Origin of the sequence: Marinactinospora rubrisoli (assembly GCF_042664915.1) — a bacterium.
Taxonomy (GTDB): domain Bacteria; phylum Actinomycetota; class Actinomycetes; order Streptosporangiales; family Streptosporangiaceae; genus Marinitenerispora; species Marinitenerispora rubrisoli.
The window spans coordinates 257,770-278,146 of sequence record NZ_JBHTBH010000005.1 but is presented as its reverse complement, the minus strand read 5'-3'; the positions used below and the strand labels follow the sequence as shown (position 1 = coordinate 278,146).

Annotated in this window: 22 protein-coding genes; 11 read left to right on the top strand and 11 right to left on the bottom strand. The window is 74.2% G+C overall.

The genetic code is table 11. From position 1 onward, the window contains the following. The first annotated feature begins 35 nt into the window (after positions 1 to 35). On the top strand, positions 36 to 962 hold the full coding sequence (locus tag ACFQRF_RS12605; protein ID WP_379871235.1) for an NAD(P)-dependent oxidoreductase: 927 nt from the start codon (positions 36 to 38) through the stop codon (positions 960 to 962). Then, the gene (locus ACFQRF_RS12600; RefSeq protein WP_379871234.1) at positions 962 to 1,393 is read left to right on the top strand and encodes a PPOX class F420-dependent oxidoreductase; all 432 of its coding nucleotides are present in this window, start codon (positions 962 to 964) and stop codon (positions 1,391 to 1,393) included. The genes ACFQRF_RS12605 and ACFQRF_RS12600 overlap by 1 nt, the downstream gene beginning before the upstream one ends. 26 nt (positions 1,394 to 1,419) lie before the next feature. Here the strand turns inward: ACFQRF_RS12600 and ACFQRF_RS12595 are convergent, their stop codons facing one another. From ACFQRF_RS12595 to ACFQRF_RS12585, 3 genes are all read right to left on the bottom strand, one after another. Then, entirely contained in the window at positions 1,420 to 1,602 is a 183-nt protein-coding gene (locus tag ACFQRF_RS12595; protein WP_379871233.1) for a Scr1 family TA system antitoxin-like transcriptional regulator, read from the bottom strand. A 16-nt stretch (positions 1,603 to 1,618) separates the two neighbouring features. Beyond that, complete coding sequence (menD, locus tag ACFQRF_RS12590) at positions 1,619 to 3,289, bottom strand: 2-succinyl-5-enolpyruvyl-6-hydroxy-3-cyclohexene-1-carboxylic-acid synthase (protein ID WP_379871232.1); 1,671 nt, start codon at positions 3,287 to 3,289, stop codon at positions 1,619 to 1,621. A 427-nt stretch (positions 3,290 to 3,716) separates the two neighbouring features. After that, positions 3,717 to 4,352 carry a TetR/AcrR family transcriptional regulator gene (locus ACFQRF_RS12585; RefSeq protein ID WP_379871231.1) on the bottom strand — a complete coding sequence of 212 codons (636 nt, stop codon included), beginning with the start codon at positions 4,350 to 4,352 and terminating at the stop codon, positions 3,717 to 3,719. 136 nt (positions 4,353 to 4,488) lie between these two features. On the opposite strand from ACFQRF_RS12585, the gene ACFQRF_RS12580 reads away from it, so the two are divergent. Next, positions 4,489 to 5,121 carry an FMN-dependent NADH-azoreductase gene (locus tag ACFQRF_RS12580; RefSeq protein ID WP_379871230.1) on the top strand — a complete coding sequence of 211 codons (633 nt, stop codon included), beginning with the start codon at positions 4,489 to 4,491 and terminating at the stop codon, positions 5,119 to 5,121. Positions 5,122 to 5,933: 812 nt separating this feature from the next. Here ACFQRF_RS12580 and ACFQRF_RS12575 read toward each other — a convergent pair. Further along, positions 5,934 to 6,653 carry a TetR/AcrR family transcriptional regulator gene (locus ACFQRF_RS12575; protein WP_379871229.1) on the bottom strand — a complete coding sequence of 240 codons (720 nt, stop codon included), beginning with the start codon at positions 6,651 to 6,653 and terminating at the stop codon, positions 5,934 to 5,936. A 78-nt stretch (positions 6,654 to 6,731) separates the two neighbouring features. On the opposite strand from ACFQRF_RS12575, the gene ACFQRF_RS12570 reads away from it, so the two are divergent. Next, positions 6,732 to 7,664 carry an MBL fold metallo-hydrolase gene (locus tag ACFQRF_RS12570; protein WP_379871228.1) on the top strand — a complete coding sequence of 311 codons (933 nt, stop codon included), beginning with the start codon at positions 6,732 to 6,734 and terminating at the stop codon, positions 7,662 to 7,664. Between the two features lie 133 nt (positions 7,665 to 7,797). Here the strand turns inward: ACFQRF_RS12570 and ACFQRF_RS12565 are convergent, their stop codons facing one another. Continuing rightward, positions 7,798 to 8,730 (bottom strand): o-succinylbenzoate synthase, encoded by a 933-nt coding sequence (locus tag ACFQRF_RS12565; RefSeq protein WP_379871398.1) that lies wholly within the window; start codon positions 8,728 to 8,730, stop codon positions 7,798 to 7,800. A 111-nt stretch (positions 8,731 to 8,841) separates the two neighbouring features. Then, the gene (gene menB / locus ACFQRF_RS12560) at positions 8,842 to 9,681 is read right to left on the bottom strand and encodes a 1,4-dihydroxy-2-naphthoyl-CoA synthase (protein WP_379871227.1); all 840 of its coding nucleotides are present in this window, start codon (positions 9,679 to 9,681) and stop codon (positions 8,842 to 8,844) included. 152 nt (positions 9,682 to 9,833) lie between these two features. Between menB and ACFQRF_RS12555 the strand changes: the two genes are divergently transcribed. The 4 genes from ACFQRF_RS12555 (at position 9,834) to ACFQRF_RS12540 (ending at position 13,478) form a co-directional block, all read left to right on the top strand. After that, entirely contained in the window at positions 9,834 to 11,039 is a 1,206-nt protein-coding gene (locus tag ACFQRF_RS12555; RefSeq protein WP_379871226.1) for an AMP-binding protein, read from the top strand. A 142-nt stretch (positions 11,040 to 11,181) separates the two neighbouring features. After that, entirely contained in the window at positions 11,182 to 11,430 is a 249-nt protein-coding gene (locus ACFQRF_RS12550; RefSeq protein WP_379871225.1) for a hypothetical protein, read from the top strand. A gap of 184 nt (positions 11,431 to 11,614) precedes the next feature. After that, complete coding sequence (locus ACFQRF_RS12545; protein WP_379871224.1) at positions 11,615 to 12,928, top strand: RNA polymerase sigma factor; 1,314 nt, start codon at positions 11,615 to 11,617, stop codon at positions 12,926 to 12,928. A gap of 190 nt (positions 12,929 to 13,118) precedes the next feature. After that, positions 13,119 to 13,478 (top strand): hypothetical protein, encoded by a 360-nt coding sequence (locus ACFQRF_RS12540; protein ID WP_379871223.1) that lies wholly within the window; start codon positions 13,119 to 13,121, stop codon positions 13,476 to 13,478. A gap of 42 nt (positions 13,479 to 13,520) precedes the next feature. On the opposite strand, the gene ACFQRF_RS12535 is transcribed toward ACFQRF_RS12540, so the two are convergent. The 3 genes from ACFQRF_RS12535 to ACFQRF_RS12525 all read right to left on the bottom strand — a co-directional run bounded on the left by ACFQRF_RS12535 (position 13,521) and on the right by ACFQRF_RS12525 (position 14,868). Next, positions 13,521 to 13,859, bottom strand: a complete 339-nt coding sequence (locus ACFQRF_RS12535; RefSeq protein ID WP_379871222.1) for a type II toxin-antitoxin system HicB family antitoxin — start codon at positions 13,857 to 13,859, stop codon at positions 13,521 to 13,523. Between the two features lie 59 nt (positions 13,860 to 13,918). Beyond that, complete coding sequence (locus ACFQRF_RS12530) at positions 13,919 to 14,290, bottom strand: GntR family transcriptional regulator (protein WP_379871221.1); 372 nt, start codon at positions 14,288 to 14,290, stop codon at positions 13,919 to 13,921. Positions 14,291 to 14,475: 185 nt separating this feature from the next. After that, a complete protein-coding gene (locus ACFQRF_RS12525) occupies positions 14,476 to 14,868 on the bottom strand; it encodes a hypothetical protein (protein ID WP_379871220.1) in 393 nt (130 codons plus the stop codon). A gap of 135 nt (positions 14,869 to 15,003) precedes the next feature. On the opposite strand from ACFQRF_RS12525, the gene ACFQRF_RS12520 reads away from it, so the two are divergent. Beyond that, positions 15,004 to 15,723 carry a TetR/AcrR family transcriptional regulator gene (locus tag ACFQRF_RS12520; protein ID WP_379871219.1) on the top strand — a complete coding sequence of 240 codons (720 nt, stop codon included), beginning with the start codon at positions 15,004 to 15,006 and terminating at the stop codon, positions 15,721 to 15,723. Positions 15,724 to 15,748: 25 nt separating this feature from the next. Here the strand turns inward: ACFQRF_RS12520 and ACFQRF_RS12515 are convergent, their stop codons facing one another. Continuing rightward, complete coding sequence (locus ACFQRF_RS12515) at positions 15,749 to 16,426, bottom strand: response regulator (protein WP_379871218.1); 678 nt, start codon at positions 16,424 to 16,426, stop codon at positions 15,749 to 15,751. Further along, on the bottom strand, positions 16,423 to 17,682 hold the full coding sequence (locus tag ACFQRF_RS12510) for a sensor histidine kinase (RefSeq protein ID WP_379871217.1): 1,260 nt from the start codon (positions 17,680 to 17,682) through the stop codon (positions 16,423 to 16,425). The genes ACFQRF_RS12515 and ACFQRF_RS12510 overlap by 4 nt, the downstream gene beginning before the upstream one ends. Before the next feature lie 198 nt (positions 17,683 to 17,880). Here ACFQRF_RS12510 and ACFQRF_RS12505 point away from each other — a divergent pair, with 198 nt between their 5' ends. Both ACFQRF_RS12505 and ACFQRF_RS12500 read left to right on the top strand, forming a co-directional pair. Then, positions 17,881 to 18,450 (top strand): hypothetical protein, encoded by a 570-nt coding sequence (locus tag ACFQRF_RS12505; RefSeq protein WP_379871216.1) that lies wholly within the window; start codon positions 17,881 to 17,883, stop codon positions 18,448 to 18,450. 1,144 nt (positions 18,451 to 19,594) lie between these two features. Then, entirely contained in the window at positions 19,595 to 20,293 is a 699-nt protein-coding gene (locus ACFQRF_RS12500) for an endonuclease V (protein WP_379871215.1), read from the top strand. Positions 20,294 to 20,377: the final 84 nt, after the last annotated feature.

The following is a 20,377-nucleotide window of genomic DNA, read 5'->3' as shown; positions in this document are numbered from 1 at the left end:
ACCTTCATATCGGTATGAACGTTGAGGATTCTGCCATGAGCAGTGACTCACCTCTGGAACAGCACGTGACCCGGAATCACGGCACGGACCGCACACCCGTGACGGTCATCGGCCTGGGGCGGATGGGCCGGGCGCTCGCCGAAGCGTTCCTGCGCGACGGGCACCCCACGACCGTGTGGAACCGCACGGCGGCGAAGGCCGAACCGCTCGTCGTCGGCGGAGCGACGTTGGCCGCCTCCGTGACGGACGCCGTCGCGGCCGGCCCGCTCGTCGTCGTCTGCATCACCGACTCCGATGCCGTACGCGAACTCCTCGACCCGGCGGGCGGGCTCCTCGACGGCCGGGTCCTGGTGAACCTCTCCACGGGCACCTCGCAGGCGGCCCGCGCGACCGCCGAGTGGGCGGCCGGCAGGGGCGCCGCCTACCTCGACGGCGCGATCATGGGCACCCCGGCGGCCATCGGCACCGCGGACGCGTTCGTCCTGTACAACGGGTCGCGTCCGGCCTTCGACGAGCACGAGGCGACGCTGCGGAGCCTCGGCGCGGGCACCGCCTACCTGGCCGAGGACCCCGCTCTCTCGGCGCTGCACGAAATGGCGGTGCTGAGCCTGATGTGGAACACCATGAACGGCTTCCTGCACGGCGCCGCCCTCCTCACCCGCGCGGGCGTGGCCGCCACGACGTTCGCCCCGGTCGCGAAAGCCGGGATCGAGACGGTGGCCGGCTGGGTCTCCGGCTACGCCCGGCAGATCGACAGCGGGGCCTACCCGGTCGATGACATCACGCTCGGCGCCCACGCCGTGGCGATGCGGCACCTCATCGATGAGAGCGCCGCCATCGGGGTCAGCACCGAACTTCCCCGATTCCTCACGTCCCTCGCCGATCGGGCCGTGAACGCCGGACGCGGCGACGACGGCTACGTCGCGATGATCGAGCAGTTCCGCACGCCGGAGGAGAAGTGATGACCACGTCCGCCTACGACCCGCGCACGCTCCTCGCGGAGAGCCGGCTCGGCGTCCTCGCGACGCTGAGGTCGAACGGCCGACCGCAGCTCTCCCCCGTCCAGCCCTTCTACGATCGGGAGGCCGAGGTCATCCACGTTTCAACGAGCGCGGCGACGGCCAAGATCACCAACCTGCGCCGCGACCCGCGGGCGGCCCTGGAGGTCACCGCCCCGGACGGCTCGGCATGGGCCACCGCCGAGGGCACGGCGACCCTCATCGGCCCGGGCACCGACCCGCACGGACCGGAGGTGGCGGCGCTGGTGGACTACTATCGCGCCGCCGCGGGGGAGCATCCGGACTGGGCGGAGTACCGCTCGGTGATGGTGTCCGAGCGGAGAGTGCTGATCGTGCTGTCGGTCGAGCACGTGTACGGGGACAGCTTGCGCTAGCCGCCTCGTTCGCCCGGCTGCTGGCGTCACTGCCCGAACTCGGTGAGCAGGTCGGGGGTGGCGCTCCTGCTCAGAGCCGCGATGCGGAGCTTGTTGAAGATGGCCGCGTGCATGTCGTTGGCATCTCTGTCGTCAAGAAACAGACTGCCGGTCTGGCTGGCACTGTAGACGGTCGTGAGACCGTCGTCCGCAAGGCCGTGACGCGGCACCCGGCCGCGGCGCAGCTCACCCCAGCGCCGCGGTCACTTCCTCCTGCAGCCGCCGCCGCTGTGCCGCCGACTCCGCTCGGTCGGTGCGGACCTCGATCAGCCGGATCCCCTCGCCCAGCAGGGCCTTGGGCAGGTCGCCCGCCCATTCCAGGTGGGTGTAGGGGAGGTTGGCGACGGCCGCCACGCGTTCCATCGACGCGCCGTGCGGGGTGCCGAAGACCCGCTCGAAGTCGGGGTGGCCGGCCTGTTCCAGGCCGGAGAAGATACCGCCGCCGTCGTTGTTCACCACCACGAGCGCCAGGTCGGGGCGGGGTTCGTCCGGGCCGGTGATCAGGCCGTTCTGGTCGTGCAGCAGGGCCAGATCGCCGATCAGGGCGGCCGCGGGGCCGCCGTCGTCGCGCTGGTGGGCCAGTGCGGCGCCCACGGCGGTCGACACCGTGCCGTCGATCCCGCTGACCCCCCGGTTGCCGATGATGCGGGCGCCGCAGCGGACGCGCATCGTGGCGTCCAGGTCGCGGATCGGCATGCTGGATCCGGCGAACAGCAGGGAGCCGTTGGGGAGGTGGCCGGCCATGTCGCGGGCCAGGCGGAGTTCGCCGAGTGTGTCGTCGGCGTCCAGCAGGGCGTCGGTCGCGGCGCGCGCCGCGGATTCGGCCTGCCGCCATGACCGGGACCATGAGGTGTCGGGGTCGGCGGCGGCCGACGCGACCACGGCCGGGACGACGTCGGTGGCGGTGCGCATCGGGTCGGCGAACGCCGCCGGGTCGCCCACCACGACGTGCCGCCGGGCGCGGCGCAGGTAGCCCATCAGCTGGCGCGACAGTCCGGGGCGGCCGACGCTGACGATCAGGTCCGGCTCGTGCGCGGCCACGAAGTCCGGTGCCGCCAGGAGCTGGCGGTAGGTCGAGATGGCCTCGGCGCGGCGGGCGTTGGAGGTGGGCTCGGCCAGAATCGGCCAGCCGGTCTCGGCCGCGAGCGCCAGGTACGGGACCGCGTCATAGTCGCCGTCGCCGCACACGATGACGCCGCGCTCCACCGGCGGCAGCACCAGCGGCGCCGGGTCCGGCTGCGGGGTCCGCGGGGTGGCGAGCCAGGGACGGCCGCCCTCCCGCCCGGCCAGGGGCTCCGGCCACGGCCGCCCCGTGCCCTCCGGGTCGGGCACCAGCGGGTCCCGGAAGGCGAGGTTGAGGTGCACCGGCCCCGGCAGCGGTCCCGACGCGGCCGCCCAGGCGCGCCCGGCGAGCGAACGCCAGTAGGCCACCATGCCCGGTACCGGATCCGGAACGCCGACCTCCGTGAACATCCGCACCGCGGAGCCGTACAGCGCGATCTGGTCCACGGTCTGGTTGGCGCCGGTCCGCCGCAGCTCCGGCGGGCGGTCCGCGGTGAGCACGAGGAGCGGCACCCCGCTCTGGTCCGCCTCCAGCACCGCCGGGTGGAAGTTGGCGGCGGCGGTCCCCGAGGTGCACACCAGCGCGACCGCCCGGCGCGCGGTCCGGGCCAGCCCGACCGCCAGGAACGCGGCGGACCGCTCGTCGATCCGCACGTGCGTGCGGATGTCCGGGTGGGCGACCAGGGCGAGCGCCAGCGGTGTGGACCGCGACCCCGGGGCGATGACGGCCTCGGCGAGCCCGCACCGCGCCAGCTCATCGACGAGGACACGCGCCAGGGCGGTGGAGGGGTTCACAGCAGCTTCTTTCATCGTCGGCTCGCGGTCGAGGGCGGGGAACGGCCGGCCCGGGGAGCCGACGCGGCAGGGGCACCGCCGTCCGGTCTCCCGTCGGCGGAGCCGACCGGCAACACCGACCGGCGATCCGCCAAGCTGCCAGGCTACGCCACGCGTGTCACGCGCCAGGCACGAACCGCCGTTCCGCCGGACCTCGTGAGCGGCCCCCGTTCCACGCCTCCGCCCGTGAGCACCCCGGCAACAGCACCCCACAACGCCGACGACCGGTGGCGATCCGCGACGACGGATCAGCGCGGCCGGTCCACCGGCCGGACCCGCGCCTCCCTCTCCGGCACACCGTGCGGCTCACCGCTCCCTGGTGCCACGGAACCGGACGGCGGTACAGCGGGCGCGGTGGCGTGGCGCTGCGCGGTCGAGCCCATGTCGGCTACGCCGGATCGGTGTGCCGGGCCTGCCGGGGGCAGTGGTGGGTGACGTGTTCGATGAGCGTCTGCCAGCTGTCGGCCAGGGGAGCGCCGCTGCCGGGTTCCGGATGTTCCGTGGCCAGGTAGAGCAGGAAGGGGCCTTCCAGCGCGGCGGTGAGCTGGACGGAGAGGCCGTCCAGCTGGGCGGCGGGCACGTCGGTCTGGGCGAGCAGCATGCGGATGTGGGCACTGGTCATGCTGGCCGGGCCGGCCGCGACGGGTTCGGTGGGGTCCATGGCGGCGCGGGCGATGGCGTGGTGGGACAGGAGGAACGGGATGCGGGCGCGGCCGTAGGCGATGAGGCGCTCGCGCGGGCCGGCGCCCGGGCCGAGGGGCGGCGGACCGGAGAGGACCTCTTCCTGGAATCGGCGTTCGTTGTCGTCGAGCAGGGCGCGGAAGATTCCGGCGCGAGTCCCGAACCGGCGGAAGACGGTGCCTTTGCCCAGTCCGGCGCGCTCGGCGAGGGCGTCCATGGTGACCTTGTCCGCTCCGTGCTCGGCGATCATCGCGCGGGCGGTTTCCAGGAGGCGCTCGCGGTTGCGCGCGGCGTCGGCGCGCTCGGCGCGCGGTTTTCCGAAGGGCACGGTGGGCGGGTTCACAGGGGAAATCTACTCCTCACCCACAAAGCGGGGTAAAGTCCGCTTATGCTTGCGATCGCGGCACCGGGTCCTGGACCGCCGCATCCGCGATCGCTCCGCCTCGCGGACCTCAACACCTCTGGAGAAGTGAGCTCTCATGCACCTGTTCCGGCTGGACGCCAGCATCCTCCCGAACATGTCCACCAGCGCCGAGATCGCCGACCGCGCCGAGGCCGAATGGACCGCCGCCCACCCGGACGGCACCGTGACCCGCCGTCACCTGGGCACCACCCCGCTGCCCGCCGACGCCTGGGCGCTCGCCGTCATTGCGGGCTTCACCCCCGAGGCCGACCGCACCCCGGCCCAGCGCGAGGCGCTCGCCCTGACGGCGGAGCTGGCCGCCGAACTCCAGGACGCCGACGCCGCGATCCTGGCCGTACCGCTGTACAACTGGGGCGTCTCCCAGCACTTCAAGACCTGGGCCGACCTGGCGATCGCGGGCGTGGAACCCGCCACCCCGCTGCTGAAGGGCACCCCCACCGTCGTGGTCACCGCCCTGGGCGGCGGCTACGCACCCGGCACCCCGCGCGAGGGCTGGGACCACTCCACTCCCTACCTCACGCGTATCGTCGGCGATGTCTGGCAGGCCGACCTCACTCTCATCAAGTGCGAGCTCACCCTCGCCGCGACCACGCCGAGCATGGAGGGACTGCGGGACCTCGCCGCGCAGGAGCGCGCCCAGGCCCTGGAGGCGGCCCGCGACGCCGGCCGGGTGCTGGCCGGCGTCTGAGCCCGGCCGGGGCGACTCGTGGCGGGCCCGCCGCCGCGCGGGCGGCGAACGATGGCGCCCGCGTTCCGGCCCGGCCGGCCGCACATCGGCCGGTGTGCGGCCGGCCCGCGAAGCGCGACACCGCCCGCCCGCGGCGCGCGTGGCCGGCCGTGGACGTCCCGCCGGAATGCGCACCAGGCCCGCCGTGGGCACGCCCTGATCATCCTGGCGCGGAACGCCCGGCCGCGCCCGGCGGTGTTCGGCGGTGGGAACCGGGCGGCACACCGTCTCGGCGGCCGGCCACTCGCCGGGCGGCCCCGTCGCCGCTCAGCGGTCGAGGGCGGGGAACGGCCGGCCCGGGGAGCCGGTACGGCAGGGGCACCGCCGTCCGGTCTCCCGTCGGCGGAGCCGACCGGCAACACCCGACCGGCGATCCGCCAAGCCGCCAGGCCGCGGCACTCATGTCACGCGCCAGGCACGAACCACCGTTCCGCCGGAATTCGTGAGCGGCGCGCGTTCCACGCCTCCGCCCGTGAGCGCCCCACAACGCCGACGACCGACGACGATCCGCGGCGACGGATCAGCGCGGCCCGCCTCCGGCCCGCCCGCGAACCGGTGGCGCGGCGAGGGGTGAGAGCGCCACGCTCCGGTCTCCGGTCGGCGGACCGGCCGGCATGCTTGACCGGCCATCCGCCGAACCGCCGGGCGACGGCACCCGAGTCACGCGCCAGGCACGAACGCCCTTCGGCCGGATCTCGTGAGGTATCCCCGGTCCGCGGGCTCGGACGCGACCTCCGCGGCGACGGCCGGTGGCGCTCGGTGGTGCCACCGGGTCAACGTGGCCGGTCTCCAGGCCGAACCCGCCGGCCCGCCCCCTGCTCGCCCGCCGCCTCCTGCCGCCGCACCAGGCGCTCGGTGTGGTTGGAGCGCGCGTCCGGCCACTCCTGGGACGGAGTGGGCTCGTGGGCCAGGCCGGTCAGGACGGCCCGGATGACGCGCTCGGCCTCCCTCTCGACGGCCGGCACGCCGTCAAGGCGGACCAGCCCGTCGGCGAGCAGGGCGGCGAGACCGTGGACGGCCGCCCAGACGACGAACTCCGCGCCGGGACGGGACGCGGCGGCCAGTGCCCCGGCGCCGACGAGCCGGTCCAGCTCCGCGGCGACGACATCGTGCGGGTGCGGGGAGATCACGCTGTCGGGGCCGGTGGCCCCCGCGCCGAAGACCAGGCGGGCGACCGCCGGATCCTCCAGCGCCCACGTCACGTAGCCCCGTCCGGCGGCGACCACGCGCCGATAGGGGTCCCCCTCCGTTCCCGATGTCCCCGCGGCACGGCTCATCCGCTCGCCGAGCCGCGCGAGCACCCGCTCGGACAGCGCGCGGACCAGTGCGTCGCGTGCGGCGAAGTGGTGGTAGGCGGCGCTCGGGCTGACGCCCACCCGGGCCGACGCCTCCCGCAACGACCAGCCGTCGGCCCCGCGTTCGCGGACCAGGGCCTCGGCGGCGTCGAGCAGCGCGCCGCGCAGTTCTCCGTGGTGGTAGCGCCCCTTGACCATGGCACCTGATCTTAACAGTGATCAGATCGGTGTTATGCTCGCCCCACGATCTGAACACCGCTTAGATTGGAGCCTCCCATGTGCGCCGCCGAGACCCCAACGGGTGCCGCCCAGCCGGACCGGCACGACGCCCAGCCGCCCATCGTGCGCGGCGAGCCGGTCCAGGTGTCCGATGCGGTCTACGTGATCCCGGACGACCGCGTCCCGATCGTCCCGAATGTCGGCATCGTTGTCGGCGACACCGCCGCGCTGGTCATCGACACCGGCATCGGCCCTCGCAACGGCGCCCGCGTCCTCGACCAGGCTCGCCGGCTGGCCGGCGACCGGCCGCTGTACCTGACCACCACGCACTTCCACCCCGAGCACGGCTTCGGCGCGCAGGCGTTCAAGGGCGCGGCGACGATCGTGTACAACCGCGGCCAGCGCGACGAGTTGCACCGCAAGGGCGGCGCCTTCCTCGACATGTTCTCCGGCATGGGCCCGCACATCGCGGCGGAGCTGGAGGGTGCCGAGCTCGTCGACCCCGATGTCACCTACGAGGGCCAGGCCGAGATCGACCTCGGCGGCCATGTGGCGACGCTGCGCGCCGTCGGCCCGGCGCACACCGCGTCCGACCAGGTCGTGCTGATCGACGACCGGGTGCTGTTCGGCGGCGACCTGTTCGAGACCCGGATGTTCCCGATCGCGCCCTACTTCCCGCCGCACGACACCGACGTCGACATCGCCCGGTGGATCACCGTCCTTGACGAGCTCGCCGCGCTGAACGCCGAGGTCGTGGTCCCTGGCCACGGTGAGATCACCGGCGACTCGGCCACTTCACCGATCCGCGAGGTGCGCGACTACTTCGGCTACCTGCGCGACGAGGCCACTCGCCTCCGGGCGGGCGGTGCCTCCGCCGACGAGGCGGCGGCCGTGATCGAGACGGCGGCCCGGGCGCGCTGGAGCACCTGGGACAACGGCGACTGGATCGGCTCGGCCGTGCGGGCCTGCTACGACGCCTGTGGGGGCTGACCGCGGCGGCCAGGAGCACCCGTGCGGTGATCCGGCGGCAGGGGGCCTCTGGCACGGGGAGGTGGGCCGCCGCCGGGTCGCGGCGGCCACTCGACGTAGGTGAGGAGGTCCGCCACGGCCGGACCGCTCGCCGTCACACTCCGCCCGCCGCGGCCCGCTGCTCCCGCCACACGGCGCGGGCCGCCGCGACCCGGGCCGGCCAGCCCGCGGGGTCGGCCGCCACCGCCGCCAGCCGCTCGGTGTCGACGTCGGGCCGGCGCACCGGCAGGTGGCCGTCCACCGGCTCCAGCGGGTCGGCGCACACGTCGGCCGTGAGCAGCCGCATCGTGGCCAGCCCACAGGCGTAGGGCAGTTCCGGCAGCGCCGCCGCCAGCGCCACCCCCGCGGCCAGTCCGACCGACGTCTCCACCGCGCTGGACACCACGACCGGCAGTCCGCACGCCTCGGCGACCCGCAGCGCCGCCCGCACGCCGCCCAGCGGCTGCACCTTGAGCACGACGATGTCGGCGGCCTCGGCCGCGCGCACCCGCAGCGGGTCCTCGGCGCGGCGGATCGACTCATCGGCGGCGACCGGCACGTTCACCCTGCGGCGCACCCGCGTCAGTTCGTCGAGGGTGGCGCACGGCTGTTCCACGTACTCCAGGCCGAACCGGTCCAGCTCGCGGATCATCCGCACCGCGGTGTCCACGTCCCAGCCGCCATTGGCGTCCACCCGGACCCGCCCGCCCGGGCCGAGCGCGTCGCGGACCGCGGCCACGCGCTCGATGTCGTCGGCGCCGGACTGTCCCCGCTCGGCCACCTTGACCTTGGCGGTGCGGCAGCCCCGGCCGTCGGCGACGATGCGGGCCGCCTGCTCCGGCCCCACGGCGGGGACGGTCACGTTGACCGGCACCCGGTCGCGCACCGGCTCCGGCCACCCCTGCTCGGCGGCCTCGTGGCAGGCCGCCCACCACCGCGCGCACTCCCGCGCCCCGTACTCGGCGAACGGGGAGAACTCTCCCCACCCGGCCGCGCCGCGCACCAGCACGCCTTCCCGCGAGGTCACCCCACGGAAGCGGGTGCGCATCGGGATGGCGAAGACCCGCAGCACCGGCTCCGCGCCGTCCTCCCCCGCCGTCGGCTCCCGCACGCCGTCCCTCCCCTCCTTCTCGCCCGTCCGCAGCCGTCCGCCGGTACGTCAGGGGCGGCGCGGGAAGCGCTCGAACTCGGGGCGGCGCTTCTCCTTGAACGCGTCGCGGCCCTCCTGGGCCTCCTCGCTCATGTAGTAGAGCATCGTGGCGTCACCGGCGAACTGCTGCATGCCGGCCGCGCCGTCGCTCACGGCGTTCAGGGCGCCCTTGAGCATCCGCAGCGCCAGCGGCGACTTCTCCAGCAGCTCGCGCGCCCACGCCACGGTCTCCTCCTCCAGCCGCTCCAGCGGCACGACCGTGTTGATCATGCCCATCTGCAGCGCCTCTTCGGCGGTGTACTGCCGGCAGAGGTACCAGATCTCGCGGGCCTTCTTCAGCCCGACGGTCTCGGCGAGCAGCCAGGAGCCGTAGCCGCCGTCGAACGAGCCGACCTTCGGGCCGGTCTGGCCGAACCGCGCGTTGTCGGCGGCGATGGTCAGGTCGCAGCACACCTGCAGCACGTTGCCGCCGCCGATGGACCAGCCGGCCACCATGGCGATCACCGGCTTGGGCAGCCGGCGGATCTGCACCTGCAGGTCCAGCACGTTGAGCCGGCCGATCCCCTTGCGCGCCACCTCGTCGTCGCCCATGTAGCCGTCGTCGCCGCGGATCTTCTGGTCGCCTCCGGAGCAGAACGCCTTGTCACCGGCGCCGGTGAAGATGATGACCCCGACCTCGTCGTCGTCGCGGGCCACGTTGAAGGCGTGCTGCAGCTCGAACAGCGTCTGCGGCCGGAAGGCGTTGTGCCGCTCCGGGCGGTTGATCGTGATCTTGGCGATGCCCTCGGCGGTCTCGTAGATGATGTCGGTGTAGTCACCGGACCGCTGCCAATTGACCACGCTGCTCACTCGTCATCTCCTCAGCGACGTTGGTGTTCCGGACGACGGCCGGTGCGTCCGGCCCCGGACGCGCCGGGCCGGATCGCCGCACCGGTCGGGCATCAACCCTAATAGACCGCCGGTCCCGCCCGGCATCCAGCCTAACCGCGCGGTTAGGCTGGATGGCCGTGCCCAACCGACCGCTCCAGGCGGTGCACGGACTCGACGCAGCCCGGCTCACCGCCCTCCTCGCCGCCGCGACCTCCGGCGATGGCCCGGCGCTGCTGCCGATCGCCGCCGGCACTCCCCCGCCCCGCGTGCGGGCGCTGCTGGCCGCCCTGCGCCCCGCCACCCTGCGCACCGCCGAGGGGGTCACCCGGCTGGACGGCGCGGCCGGCGTCGCCGAGGACACCGCCCTGGTCATCGCCACCTCCGGCTCCACCGGTGCGCCCAAGGGGGTCGAGCTGTCCGCCGCGGCCCTGCGGCACTCCACCCTGGCCTCGACCCGCCGGATCGGCGCCGGCCGCGGCGACGCCTGGCTGTGCGTGCTGCCCACCGACCACATCGCCGGGCTGCAGGTGGTGCTGCGCGCGCTGTCCCTGGGAACCGAGCCGCTGCACCGCCCGTTCGACGTCGCCGAGGTGATGGCGGTGGCGGCCGGGCACCGGCCGCACGTCTCGCTGGTGCCCACCCAGTTGCGGCGGCTGCTCGCGGGCGGCGCCGACCTCTCCCACTTCCGCAGCATCCTGGTCGGCGGCGCCGCCGCGGACGAGCGGCTGCTCGCGCGGGCGCGGGCGGCCGGCGGCCGGGTCATCACCACCTATGGCATGAGCGAGACCTGCGGCGGCTGCGTCTACGACGGCGTTCCGCTGGACGGGGTGGCGGCGCGGATCGCCGGCGACGGCCGGGTGCTGCTGTCCGGTCCGGTGCTGTTCACCGGCTACCGGCTGCGCCCGGAGCTGACCGCGGAGCACCTGGTGCGCGAGGCGGATCGGGCCTGGTTCCGCACCGGGGACCTGGGCCGGCTCGCCGACGGCCGGCTGACCGTACGCGGCCGGGCGGACGACGTCATCAACACCGGCGGCCATAAGGTCGTGGCCGGTGAGGTCGCCGCGCTGCTCGCCCGGCTGGAGACCGTCGCCGAGGCGGCCGTGGTGGGGCGCCCGGATCCGGAATGGGGCGAACGCGTCACCGCCGTCGTGGTGCCCGCCGACCCGGCCGCTCCCCCGACGCTGGCCGAGCTGCGGTCCTGGGTGGCCGCGCACCTGCCCCGGTACGCCGCCCCGCACGAGCTGGAGCTGCGCGCAGCGCTCCCCCTGCTCGCCTCCGGAAAGCCCGACCTGCGGGCCCTGCGCCGGGCCGGCGCCCCGGAACCCCCGAACGCATGACCGGCACTCCTGCGGGCAGGGGACACCTGAAGGGCGCCGCCCGGGCACCGCGCCGGGCGGAGACGGCCATTCGGGGAACTTCCTGACGGCCGGGTGCGTCTATCTGGACGACCCGCCGTCACCCGGAGGAAGGAGGCCGCGCATGCGGATCGTCCCGCGCGACCGGGTCATCGGCGCCGCGGCTCCGGCCCTGCTCGGCGCCGCACTGTTGCCCTGGGCACCGGCCGACGCCGAGGCCGGTGACGGCACCGTTCCCGATCGACCGCCCACCACCGCCGTCTCCGGCGGGCCCGAGGTGCATTCCACCGGCGCCGACCCCGGCGAGGTGGCCGCCTACTGGACCGACGCGCGGACGAGCGCGGCGCAGCCGATGCCCCTGACCCGGAGCTGAGCGCCCTACCCGCTTTTCGCCGGTGCCTGCTACCACATCGGACGTGACCTAGGACACTGCCAACGATATCCAATCGAGATCGGGAACATTTGACTCTCTGACACGTTGGACATAATGGCGCGCCAAGCCGGCGGTCTCCGAGCCGCCGCGCGCCTGACGTCTTGGAAGGGAGGGAGGTGCCCTCATGCCGCGCACTGCCCTAGCCACTTCTCCCACGGCGACGGGGACCGCCGCCGGGTCCGCCGCCTCGGCGGCCCTGGAGGAACTGATCACGCGGGGGCGCTCGCAGGGACACCTGTCCCTGGCCGAGCTGCGGGCCGCGTTCTCCGCGGCCGGAATCAGCCCGGCCGACGGCCGCTCCATCCTGCGCGATCTCGGCGACGCCGGAGTCCGCCTCGCCAACGGAGGCGAGGGCGACGCCGCGGTGGAGTCCGTGGACGCCGACGACGAGGAGCTGGAGGAGGCACTCGACACCACCCGGCCCGAGGCCACCGACCTGAAGGGCCGCAAGGTCACGGGCTCCGTGGCCGAGGCCGAGACTCCCGAGGCCGACCTCGACGATCAGTCCCCCGCCATGGGCGACTCGGTGCACACCTACCTCAAGGCTATCGGCCGCCGGCAACTGCTCACCGCCGAGCAGGAGGTCGATCTCGCCAAGCGCATCGAGGCCGGACTGTACGCCGAGTACAAGCTGGGGCTGACTGAGGGGGCGCCGCAGCCCGAGGGGCTCAGCGCGGCCGAGCGCGACGAGCTGGAGTGGATCGCCGAGGACGGCCGCCAGGCAAAGTCCCACATGCTGGAGGCCAACCTCCGGCTGGTGGTGTCCGTCGCCAAGAAGTACAGCGACCGCGGCATGTCCCTGCTCGACGTCGTGCAGGAGGGCAACCTCGGCCTCATCCGGGCGGTCGAGAAGTTCGACTACGCCAAGGGCTACAAGTTCTCCACCTACGCCATGTGGTGGATCCGGCAGGCCATACAGCGCGGGTTCGCCGACTCGGCCCGCACCATCCGCCTCCCGGTCCACGTGCTGGAGCTGCTCAGCAAGGTGAGCCGGCTGGAGCGCGACATGCACCAGACCCTGGGGCGCGAGCCGACCCCGGAGGAGCTGGCGCACGAGCTCGACAAGACGCCGGCGCAGATCGAGGAGCTGCTGCGGGTCACCCGCCAGCCCATCAGCCTCGACTCCACCATCGGCGAGGACGGCGAGACCCGGATCGGCGATCTCATCGAGGACATCGACGCCTCGGAGGCGTCGGAGGTGGTCGACCGCCAGCTCATGGCCGACCAGCTCCGCCGTGCCCTTGACGACCTGGAACCGCGCGAGGCGACCATCATGTCGCTGCGGTTCGGTCTGATGGACGGCCGGCCGCGCACGCTGGACGAGATCGGCAAGCACCTCGGCCTGACCCGCGAGCGGATCCGTCAGCTGGAGAAGCAGTCGCTGTCCAAGCTGCGGCACCCGAGCCGGGCCCAGCAGCTGCTCGACTTCGCGAGCTGACACCCGGCTCCGGCAGCCGCCACAGCGCAATGAGAGAGCCCCGCGCCACCCGGCGCGGGGCCTCTCCATGCGGGACCGGCCGGCCGATCGGGCCGTCGCACGCCCGGCGCCTCAGGGCGATCCCTGACATTTCCCCGGGGTTCCCGGCCGTCCGGCCGCACGGCCGGACGCACCGGAGATACTGGGTGCCATGTCCCACGAACCCGTGCCCCGGGACGAGGTGGCCGCCGCGCTGAAGGCCGGCCGCGAACTCGGTCCCGACTACGACGACGCCGTCGCCTCGTCGCTCGCCGAGCGCCTCGACCAGACCATCGACGCCCGCATCGCGGCCCGCCTGGCCGCCGCCGGCGTCCGCGAGGGCACCCAGCCCGAGCGCCGCGGCGGAATGAGCCGTAACACGCTCCGGTTCGTGATGGGCATCATCTCCCTGGTCCTGGCCGTCCCGATCAGCGCGATCGGCGCCGGCGCCGCGGGCGGCATCGGCATGCTGTCCGGCATGCTGGGGGTCGTCGCGATCTACCTTCTCGTGGTCGTCGGCTCGGACCGCTGAGAGACGTCCCCCGCCTGGCAGGACGGCCGGGCGGGGGAGAGGTCAGGCCGCGCGGTCGGAATCGAGTTGCGTCTTGATCTGGGAGACTCGTTGATGTGAGATGCCCAGAAGACGCCCGGCGTCGCGTTGATTGATCCCCTGCCTCAGCAGCGCGGTGACCGCGTGCGACATCGCCGACGTCTCCCGGGCGTCGGCCTCGGCCTTCGCCCGGCGGGCGGCCTGGAGTTCGGCCAACGGCTCGGCCACGGAGTCGACGACGACGGCCACCGCCACATCCTCAATAGGGATGTCAAGGAGGGTGGCGATCGCGTCTCGCGCCATGTATTCGGCGTCGTCCAGGTCGCGACCGTAGGTGTGGATCCTCAGTTCATGGACGTCCACCGACCAGTAACGCCCATCGCGCTCACAGTGGGCCGCATGGACCTTCGTTGTCGTGCGCCTCAACGTGCACTCTGCCGCAGCGCCGCGGTCACGATGTCCAGCGCCTCCGACGGCTCCAGTCCCAGCCGCGAGATCACCTCCGCGTAGCCGCGGGCCGCCGCGAGGGCCTCCGCGCGCTGGCGGTCGCCGCCCGCCGCGATGAAGGTGCCGGAGCGGCCGCGCGTCTCGACCACCCCGGCCTGCTCCAGCTCGCGGTAGGCACGGGCGGCGGTGTTCACCGCGACCGACAGTTCCTCGGCGAGCGCCCGCACCGTGGGCAGCTTGTAGCCGACCGCCAGGTCCCCACTCGCGGCGGCGTTGGCGACCGCCTGGCGGATCTGCTCGTAGGGGGGCGTCTTCGACGCCGGGTCGATGCGAATGAAAGCCGGCATCCCACTCTCCGTCCACCCGCGCGGCGCGTGGCCCGCGCCGGTCGCGCCGTTCCGACTTCCGCCGCTGGTCGCGGCGGCGCACCCCGGGGCCTCGGCGTGCCCCTGCATCCTGCCACCGCCTCCGGCCCGCCGCGCGGCGGAACCGGCGTCCCGGCGCGGACCGCGCCCGCGCCGGCCGGTCCGGCTCAGGCGGCCGGTTCGCGCGGTACCCGCGCGATGCCGTGCAGGCGGTGCCGTTCCCGCAGGGTGAGCAGCCGCTCGGCCGCCGCCGTCGCCTCCCGGACGTCGGCGCGCGCCATGCGCCGGCGCCGGTAGATCCGGTCGTCGTAGCCGCGCGGGCCGATGAGCGCCCGCTGCCGGGCGTAGGCGGCGCGCATGGCGTCGGTCAGTGCCGCGTCCAGGTCCGTGCCGCGCCGGTGCAGTTCGGCGACGTCGGCCCCCTGCTCGTGGGCTTCGCGGAGCCGTCGCTCGGCCTCGGCCGCCGCTGCCACCAGCTCGGGCAGCCGCGCTCCGGCCTCGCTGTCCTCGGCATGCCGCCGCCGGGCCTCGGGTCCGATCCTGTGCCTGCCCAGTGCCATGGTCGCTCCTTGTCCATCCGGGTCACCCGCCGGGTTTTCACGGCCGACACCACTGTAGAGGTGGCGGACGTCACACGACAGGGGCGCGGCGCGGCGCATCTCCGGGCTTTACGAGGTAAGTCTAGGATGGCGAGCGTGACCTACAGCACCACCCCGGGACGGGTACGCAACAACGCCGGCCTGAGCACCGAACGCATCGTCACCGAGGCCCTGCGCATCATCGACGGCCAAGGGCTGAGCCGCCTCACCATGCGCCGGCTAGGTGACTCCATGTCGGTGGAGGCCATGGCCATCTACCACCACTTCCCGCTCGGCAAGGAGCAGCTGTTCGACGCCATCGTCGAGCACATCACCGACGTCGCCCCCGGCCGGACGGCCGAGGAGTCCGCGGACACCGGCGACGCGGACGGCGACACCGAACCCGCCCCGGACGACTCCGGCGGGCAGCCGGTCGACGACCGTCCCTGGGACGAGCGGCTGCGCTCCTGGGCGCACGACTACCGGGCCGCGCTGCTGCGGCACGCCGGAGCGCTCTCCCTCATCATCAACCGGCGCCCCGACACCGCCTCGGCGCTGCGTTCGCAGGAGATCCATTACGCCGCCTTCGAGGAGGCCGGCCTCTCCGGCGAGGAGATCGTCCAGGCCGCCGCCCTGCTGGACGCCTACGTCACCGGCGCGGTCATCCAGCAGGTGCGCCTGGAGAGCGTGCCCAGCCCGCAGGCGCCCGTCGTCGACGGCCGCTACCCGCACGTGGCCGCCCTCCAGGGCACCGTCCTGGACGCCGACGCCCGCTTCGAGGCGGGACTGAACGCGATCCTCGCCAGCGTCGCCGCACCGGCCGGCCGGTCCACCTGACCCACCGCACCGGGGCGCGCCCCGCTCAGACCGCGTCACCCAGTTCCTGGGCGACGATGGCCGCCTGTACCCGGCTCCGCAGGTCGAGCTTGGCCAGGATCCGGCTGACGTGGGTCTTGGCGGTGGTCTCCGTGATCCCGAGGCGGCGGGCGATCTGCTGGTTGGACAGCCCCTCGCCGACGCAGCCCAGGACCTCGCGCTCGCGCGGGGTCAACTGGGCGATCGCGGCCGGGCCCGGCGCCGTCCACGACGCCTCCCCCACCGCGGCGGAGCGGCCGGGCGGGCGCCCCGCGCCGGCGAACTCCCGGATCAGCCGCCGGGTGACCGCCGGTGCGATCATGCCCTCGCCGCGGGCGACCACCCGCACCGCGGCGATAAGGTCCTCGGCCTCGATGTTCTTGAGCAGGAACCCCGCCGCGCCGGCCCGCAGCGCACCGAACACGTACTCGTCCAGGTCGAACGTCGTCAGGATGAGCACGTCGACGCCGTCCGCCGTCAGCTCCCGCGTCGCGGAGATCCCGTCCTTGCGCGGCATCCGCACGTCCATCAGCACGACGTCCGGCCGCAGCCGCCGGGCCGCCGCCACCGCCTCGTCACCGTCGGCGGCCTCGGCCACGACCTCGATGTCCGGGGAGGCGTCCAGGATCATGACCAGCCCCGAACGCACCGCCCACTGGTCCTCCGCCACGATCACCCGAATCACGCGTCCGCTCCCGCTTCCGTATGTGCGCCGACCGGAAGCTCGGCGCGCAACCGCCATTGACCGTCGTCCGTCGGGCCCGCGACGAACGTGCCGCCGAGCAGGCTCACCCGCTCGCGCATCCCCGTGAGCCCGGTGCCCCCGCCCAGCGCGGCCACCCAGTCCTCCGCCGGGCGCCGTGGCACCCGGTTCGCGGCGGTGATGACCAGGCGGCGCGGCCCCGGGTCGGGGCCGTGGTGCTCGACGGTGATGCGCACCCGCCGGGGTTCGGCGTGCCGCAGCGCGTTGGTGAGGGCCTCCTGCACGATGCGGTAGGCGGCCGCGTCCACCTGGGTGGGCAGCCGCGGCGCGGGACCGGACTCGGTGTACTCCACCTCCAGCCCCGCCTCGCGCGCCGTGCCGACCAGACGCTCGGCGTCGGCGAGCCGCGGCATCACCCGGTCGAGCGCGGGCGCGTCGTCGCCGGCGCGCAGCACGCCGATCATCTGCCGCATCTCGGCGAGCCCCTGCACGCTGTTGTCCCGGACCACCGCCAGGATCCGCCGGACGCGTTCGGGGTCGAACTCGCGCATGGACAGCGCGGCCGTCGACTGCACCGCCACCGCGCTGAGATGGTTGGCGATCACGTCGTGCAGTTCACGTGCCATCCGGCCGCGTTCCGCGGCGACCGCGTTGTTCCGGTCGAGTTCGGCCATGCGCACGACCTGGCGGGCGCGCTCCCGCTCCAGTTCGGCGCGCATCCGGTGCTCGCGGATGGTCAGTCCGGTGGTCAGCGGCATCAGGAACATCAGCACCACGAGGCCGAGAAGCTGCAGTACATCGAGCAGGCCGCCGGGGAGTGCGCCGATCGCCAGCGCGTACAGCAGGAACGCCAGCACCAGAACGTGGCCGACGATGACGACGTACAGCGTCCCGTGTGCCAGCCGCCGGCGGCCGAAGGCGCCGACGCCGTACAGAACGTCGCCGTAGGTGATGAACACCCAGGTCGACGGCCCGAGCAGCGCCCCGTCCACCACCAGCGCCAGCGTCCCGAGCAGCAGCGCCAGCCATGGCCGCCCACGCCGGAACAGCAGCGCCGCGCACACACCGGCCAGCGTGAGCAGCAGGGTCCACGACGGCACACCGGGCCGCGTCACGTAGGCGCCCAGCAGCAAGAAGACGACGCCCACGACCAGGTGCTGGGCGGCCCACAGCATGCTGCCCGCGTAGATCGCGCCGCCGAAGAACCGCCGGTCGATGAACTCACGGAACCGTGTCATCCGCACAGCCCCATCTCAGCATGTCGGATGCGGCGCCGCGTACATCGAAGGATGCACCGCGATCTCGTCTTCCCGGGCGAAGCGCGGGCCGGGCGCGCGATGGATCCTGGAGCCGACGCTCGGGAGCACCGGCCCCGCACTCCGCGGGCCCGTCCCCGGGCACCGAACCCGATGACTGGATGTGGACGAACCGTGGTCGTGACCTTCATCCTGGCCGCCGAGGCGCTGTTCTGGGTGCTGCTGCTGGGCGGCCTCGCCGCCCGCTACCTGCTGCGGATGCGGCGGCTCAGCACCGTGGCGCTCCTGCTGGTGCCGGTGCTGGACGTCGTGCTGCTCGCCGTGATCGTGCTGCACCTGCGCGCGGGCGGCACCGCCGACTTCAGCCACGGCCTGGGGGCGCTGTACCTGGGATTCACGGTGGGCTACGGGCACAGCATCATCCGGTGGGCGGACGCCCGCTTCGCCCACCGGTTCGCCGGCGGGCCGCCCCCGGAGAAGGGCCCCACACGCGGCCCGGCCCGGCTGCGCAACGAGTGGACGGCGTGGCTGCGCGGTCTGGCCGCCTGCCTCATCGGCGCGGCCGTCCTCACCGGCCTGATCCTGCTGGTCGGCGACCCGGACCGCACCGCGGCGCTGAACGCCAGCTACCCGCCGCTCGCGATCTTCATGTTCTGGAACACCGTCATCGCGGTGTGGGGCAGCGTGGAGGCCCTGCGTCCGGCGCGTCCCCCCCAGCCGGAGGAGCCGACCCCCGACGCGTCCCGGTGACCGGGGCGCCGAGCCGGTGCGGCCGAGGGGACAGGGCTCCTGCCGTAACAGGTGCATCCCGGGACGTCCCGAGGGGCCGCGTCACGCGGGGGTGCTGCCGCGCCGACATGACGAGCCGCTCCCCCGCTCACACACCACCGATCAGGCGGCGTACCTCCCCGTAGCCGGCCCCAGGACGTCATCGCCGGGTTCGGTTACCGGGGGCGGGACGTCGCCCGGATCCAGGTGGCCTGCCGGTATCCGGCGGTCGTGGCGGCCCTCGGGGAGACGGCGCTCGGCCGCGGCGCGGCCGGGCGGGGTGGCGACGCCCAGCCGGACCACCGGCTCGGTCCGGGTCGCGGGGTCGTCGGGGCTGCGGATCGTCGCCCATTCCCGGTACGAGATGCGCGGAAGCGGCGAGCTGACGGCGAAACCGGGACCGGAGCGCGCCGGCGCAGTGCCTTCCGTCCTTGCTTCCACTCCCCGTCGGCTCTCCGCGCCCCGGCCGACCCGCCGTGGATCGGGGAAGGACGGTACGGCGGCTCCGGGTTTCCCCGGCAGGACCCACCGGACATGGATCGCGGGCCGCCTGTCCGGCCTCCGGTCCGCGTCGCGGGGCAGTGCGGCGACGCTCTTCCGGCCGGGATGGTGGCCGCGCGGCGCGATGGCGCGCGACCGCGGCCGTCCGGCGCGGTACGCTGCCCCGGTAACCGACTCCCGGCAGCGGTCCCGATCCCGCACGGCCCCGGACAGGACTTTCAATGACCGAGTCGAGCCGCCCGGACGCCCGGCGTCTGCGGGCCAGGGCCATCAGTGCTTCTCGAAAGTTCCTTCCCCTGGAGCGTTCGGGCGCGTGCCACTCCCGGTTCGGCCCGTTCCCGTCAGGGACGACGGCGCGGACAGGCGGCGAACCCGCCCGAGGCCGCGGTGGCGGCGCCCGGGCCGGTGCGGCTCGCCGGTGATACGCCCCGAGTCGCGCGGGACCGCCGCGAGCCCGGCGCGGGAGGCCAGGCGTCCCGCGTCCCGGTAGATGGCCACATCCCCGGCCACGATGGCGAACCCGCACCCACCCGGGTACCCATCCCCGGCAGGGACAGGGCGACCCCACCCTGCCCCACGCACGCCGGAAACCCGGTACCAACACCGACGACACTAAGGACGACCCATGCCCGCCATCGACCGGCACCTCGCCGACCCCCTGCTGTGGCCGGCCGACCCCGAGGCGGCGCGTGCGGTGCAGGAGCGGCTCGCGGATCGCGTGCGCGTCGCGCCGCTGGATCCCGGCGGCGTGCGGCTGGTGGCCGGCCTGGACGTCACCTACGCCCCCGGCGACACCGGCCTGGTCGCCGCCGTGGTGCTGCTCGAACTACCGGACCTGCGCGTCGTGGAGTCGCACACCGTCTCCGCCGAGCCGGCGTTCCCGTACGTGCCGGGGCTGTTCGCCTTCCGTGAGCTGCCGCCGCTGCTGCGCGCGCTGCGCCGCCTGTCCGCCGAGCCCGACGTCTACGTGTGCGACGGCTACGGGCTCGCCCACCCGCGCCGGTTCGGGCTCGCCTGCCACCTCGGCGTGCTGCTGGACCGGCCGGCGCTCGGGGTGGCGAAGTCGGCGTTCGTCGGCGAGGCGGTGCCGCCCGCACGCCAGCGCGGGTCGGCCAGCGACCTGCGCGACGGCGACGAGGTGATCGGCCGCAGCCTGCGGACCCAGGACGGCGTGAAGCCGGTCTACGTGTCGGTCGGCCACCGCGTCGACCTCGACAGCGCGTGCGATCTGGTGCTGCGCGTCTCGCCGCGGTACCGGATCCCCGAGCCGATCCGGGCCGCCGACCGGCTCTCCCGCGCCGAACTGGCCGCCGCGCGCGGCTGACCTGCCGCGCGTTTCCCGACGTCGGCTCAGCCGGGGACGTCCGGGACTGGCCGCGACCGGCCACGGCGCGCCTGCGGTCGAACC

Bases quoted from the DNA above. Each gene is read 5' to 3' on its own strand.
- ACFQRF_RS12540 (WP_379871223.1), top strand. From the start codon at position 13,119: ATGTCCCACGAACCCGTGCCCCGGGACGAGGTGGCCGCCGCGCTGAAG.
- ACFQRF_RS12525 (WP_379871220.1), bottom strand. From the start codon at position 14,868: ATGGCACTGGGCAGGCACAGGATCGGACCCGAGGCCCGGCGGCGGCAT.
- ACFQRF_RS12575 (WP_379871229.1), bottom strand. From the start codon at position 6,653: ATGGTCAAGGGGCGCTACCACCACGGAGAACTGCGCGGCGCGCTGCTC.
- ACFQRF_RS12565 (WP_379871398.1), bottom strand. From the start codon at position 8,730: ATGCGCACCCGCTTCCGTGGGGTGACCTCGCGGGAAGGCGTGCTGGTG.
- ACFQRF_RS12600 (WP_379871234.1), top strand. From the start codon at position 962: ATGACCACGTCCGCCTACGACCCGCGCACGCTCCTCGCGGAGAGCCGG.
- ACFQRF_RS12530 (WP_379871221.1), bottom strand. From the start codon at position 14,290: ATGCCGGCTTTCATTCGCATCGACCCGGCGTCGAAGACGCCCCCCTAC.
- ACFQRF_RS12570 (WP_379871228.1), top strand. From the start codon at position 6,732: ATGTGCGCCGCCGAGACCCCAACGGGTGCCGCCCAGCCGGACCGGCAC.
- ACFQRF_RS12555 (WP_379871226.1), top strand. From the start codon at position 9,834: ATGGCCGTGCCCAACCGACCGCTCCAGGCGGTGCACGGACTCGACGCA.
- ACFQRF_RS12580 (WP_379871230.1), top strand. From the start codon at position 4,489: ATGCACCTGTTCCGGCTGGACGCCAGCATCCTCCCGAACATGTCCACC.
- ACFQRF_RS12605 (WP_379871235.1), top strand. From the start codon at position 36: ATGAGCAGTGACTCACCTCTGGAACAGCACGTGACCCGGAATCACGGC.
- ACFQRF_RS12545 (WP_379871224.1), top strand. From the start codon at position 11,615: ATGCCGCGCACTGCCCTAGCCACTTCTCCCACGGCGACGGGGACCGCC.
- ACFQRF_RS12510 (WP_379871217.1), bottom strand. From the start codon at position 17,682: ATGACACGGTTCCGTGAGTTCATCGACCGGCGGTTCTTCGGCGGCGCG.
- ACFQRF_RS12550 (WP_379871225.1), top strand. From the start codon at position 11,182: ATGCGGATCGTCCCGCGCGACCGGGTCATCGGCGCCGCGGCTCCGGCC.
- ACFQRF_RS12500 (WP_379871215.1), top strand. From the start codon at position 19,595: ATGCCCGCCATCGACCGGCACCTCGCCGACCCCCTGCTGTGGCCGGCC.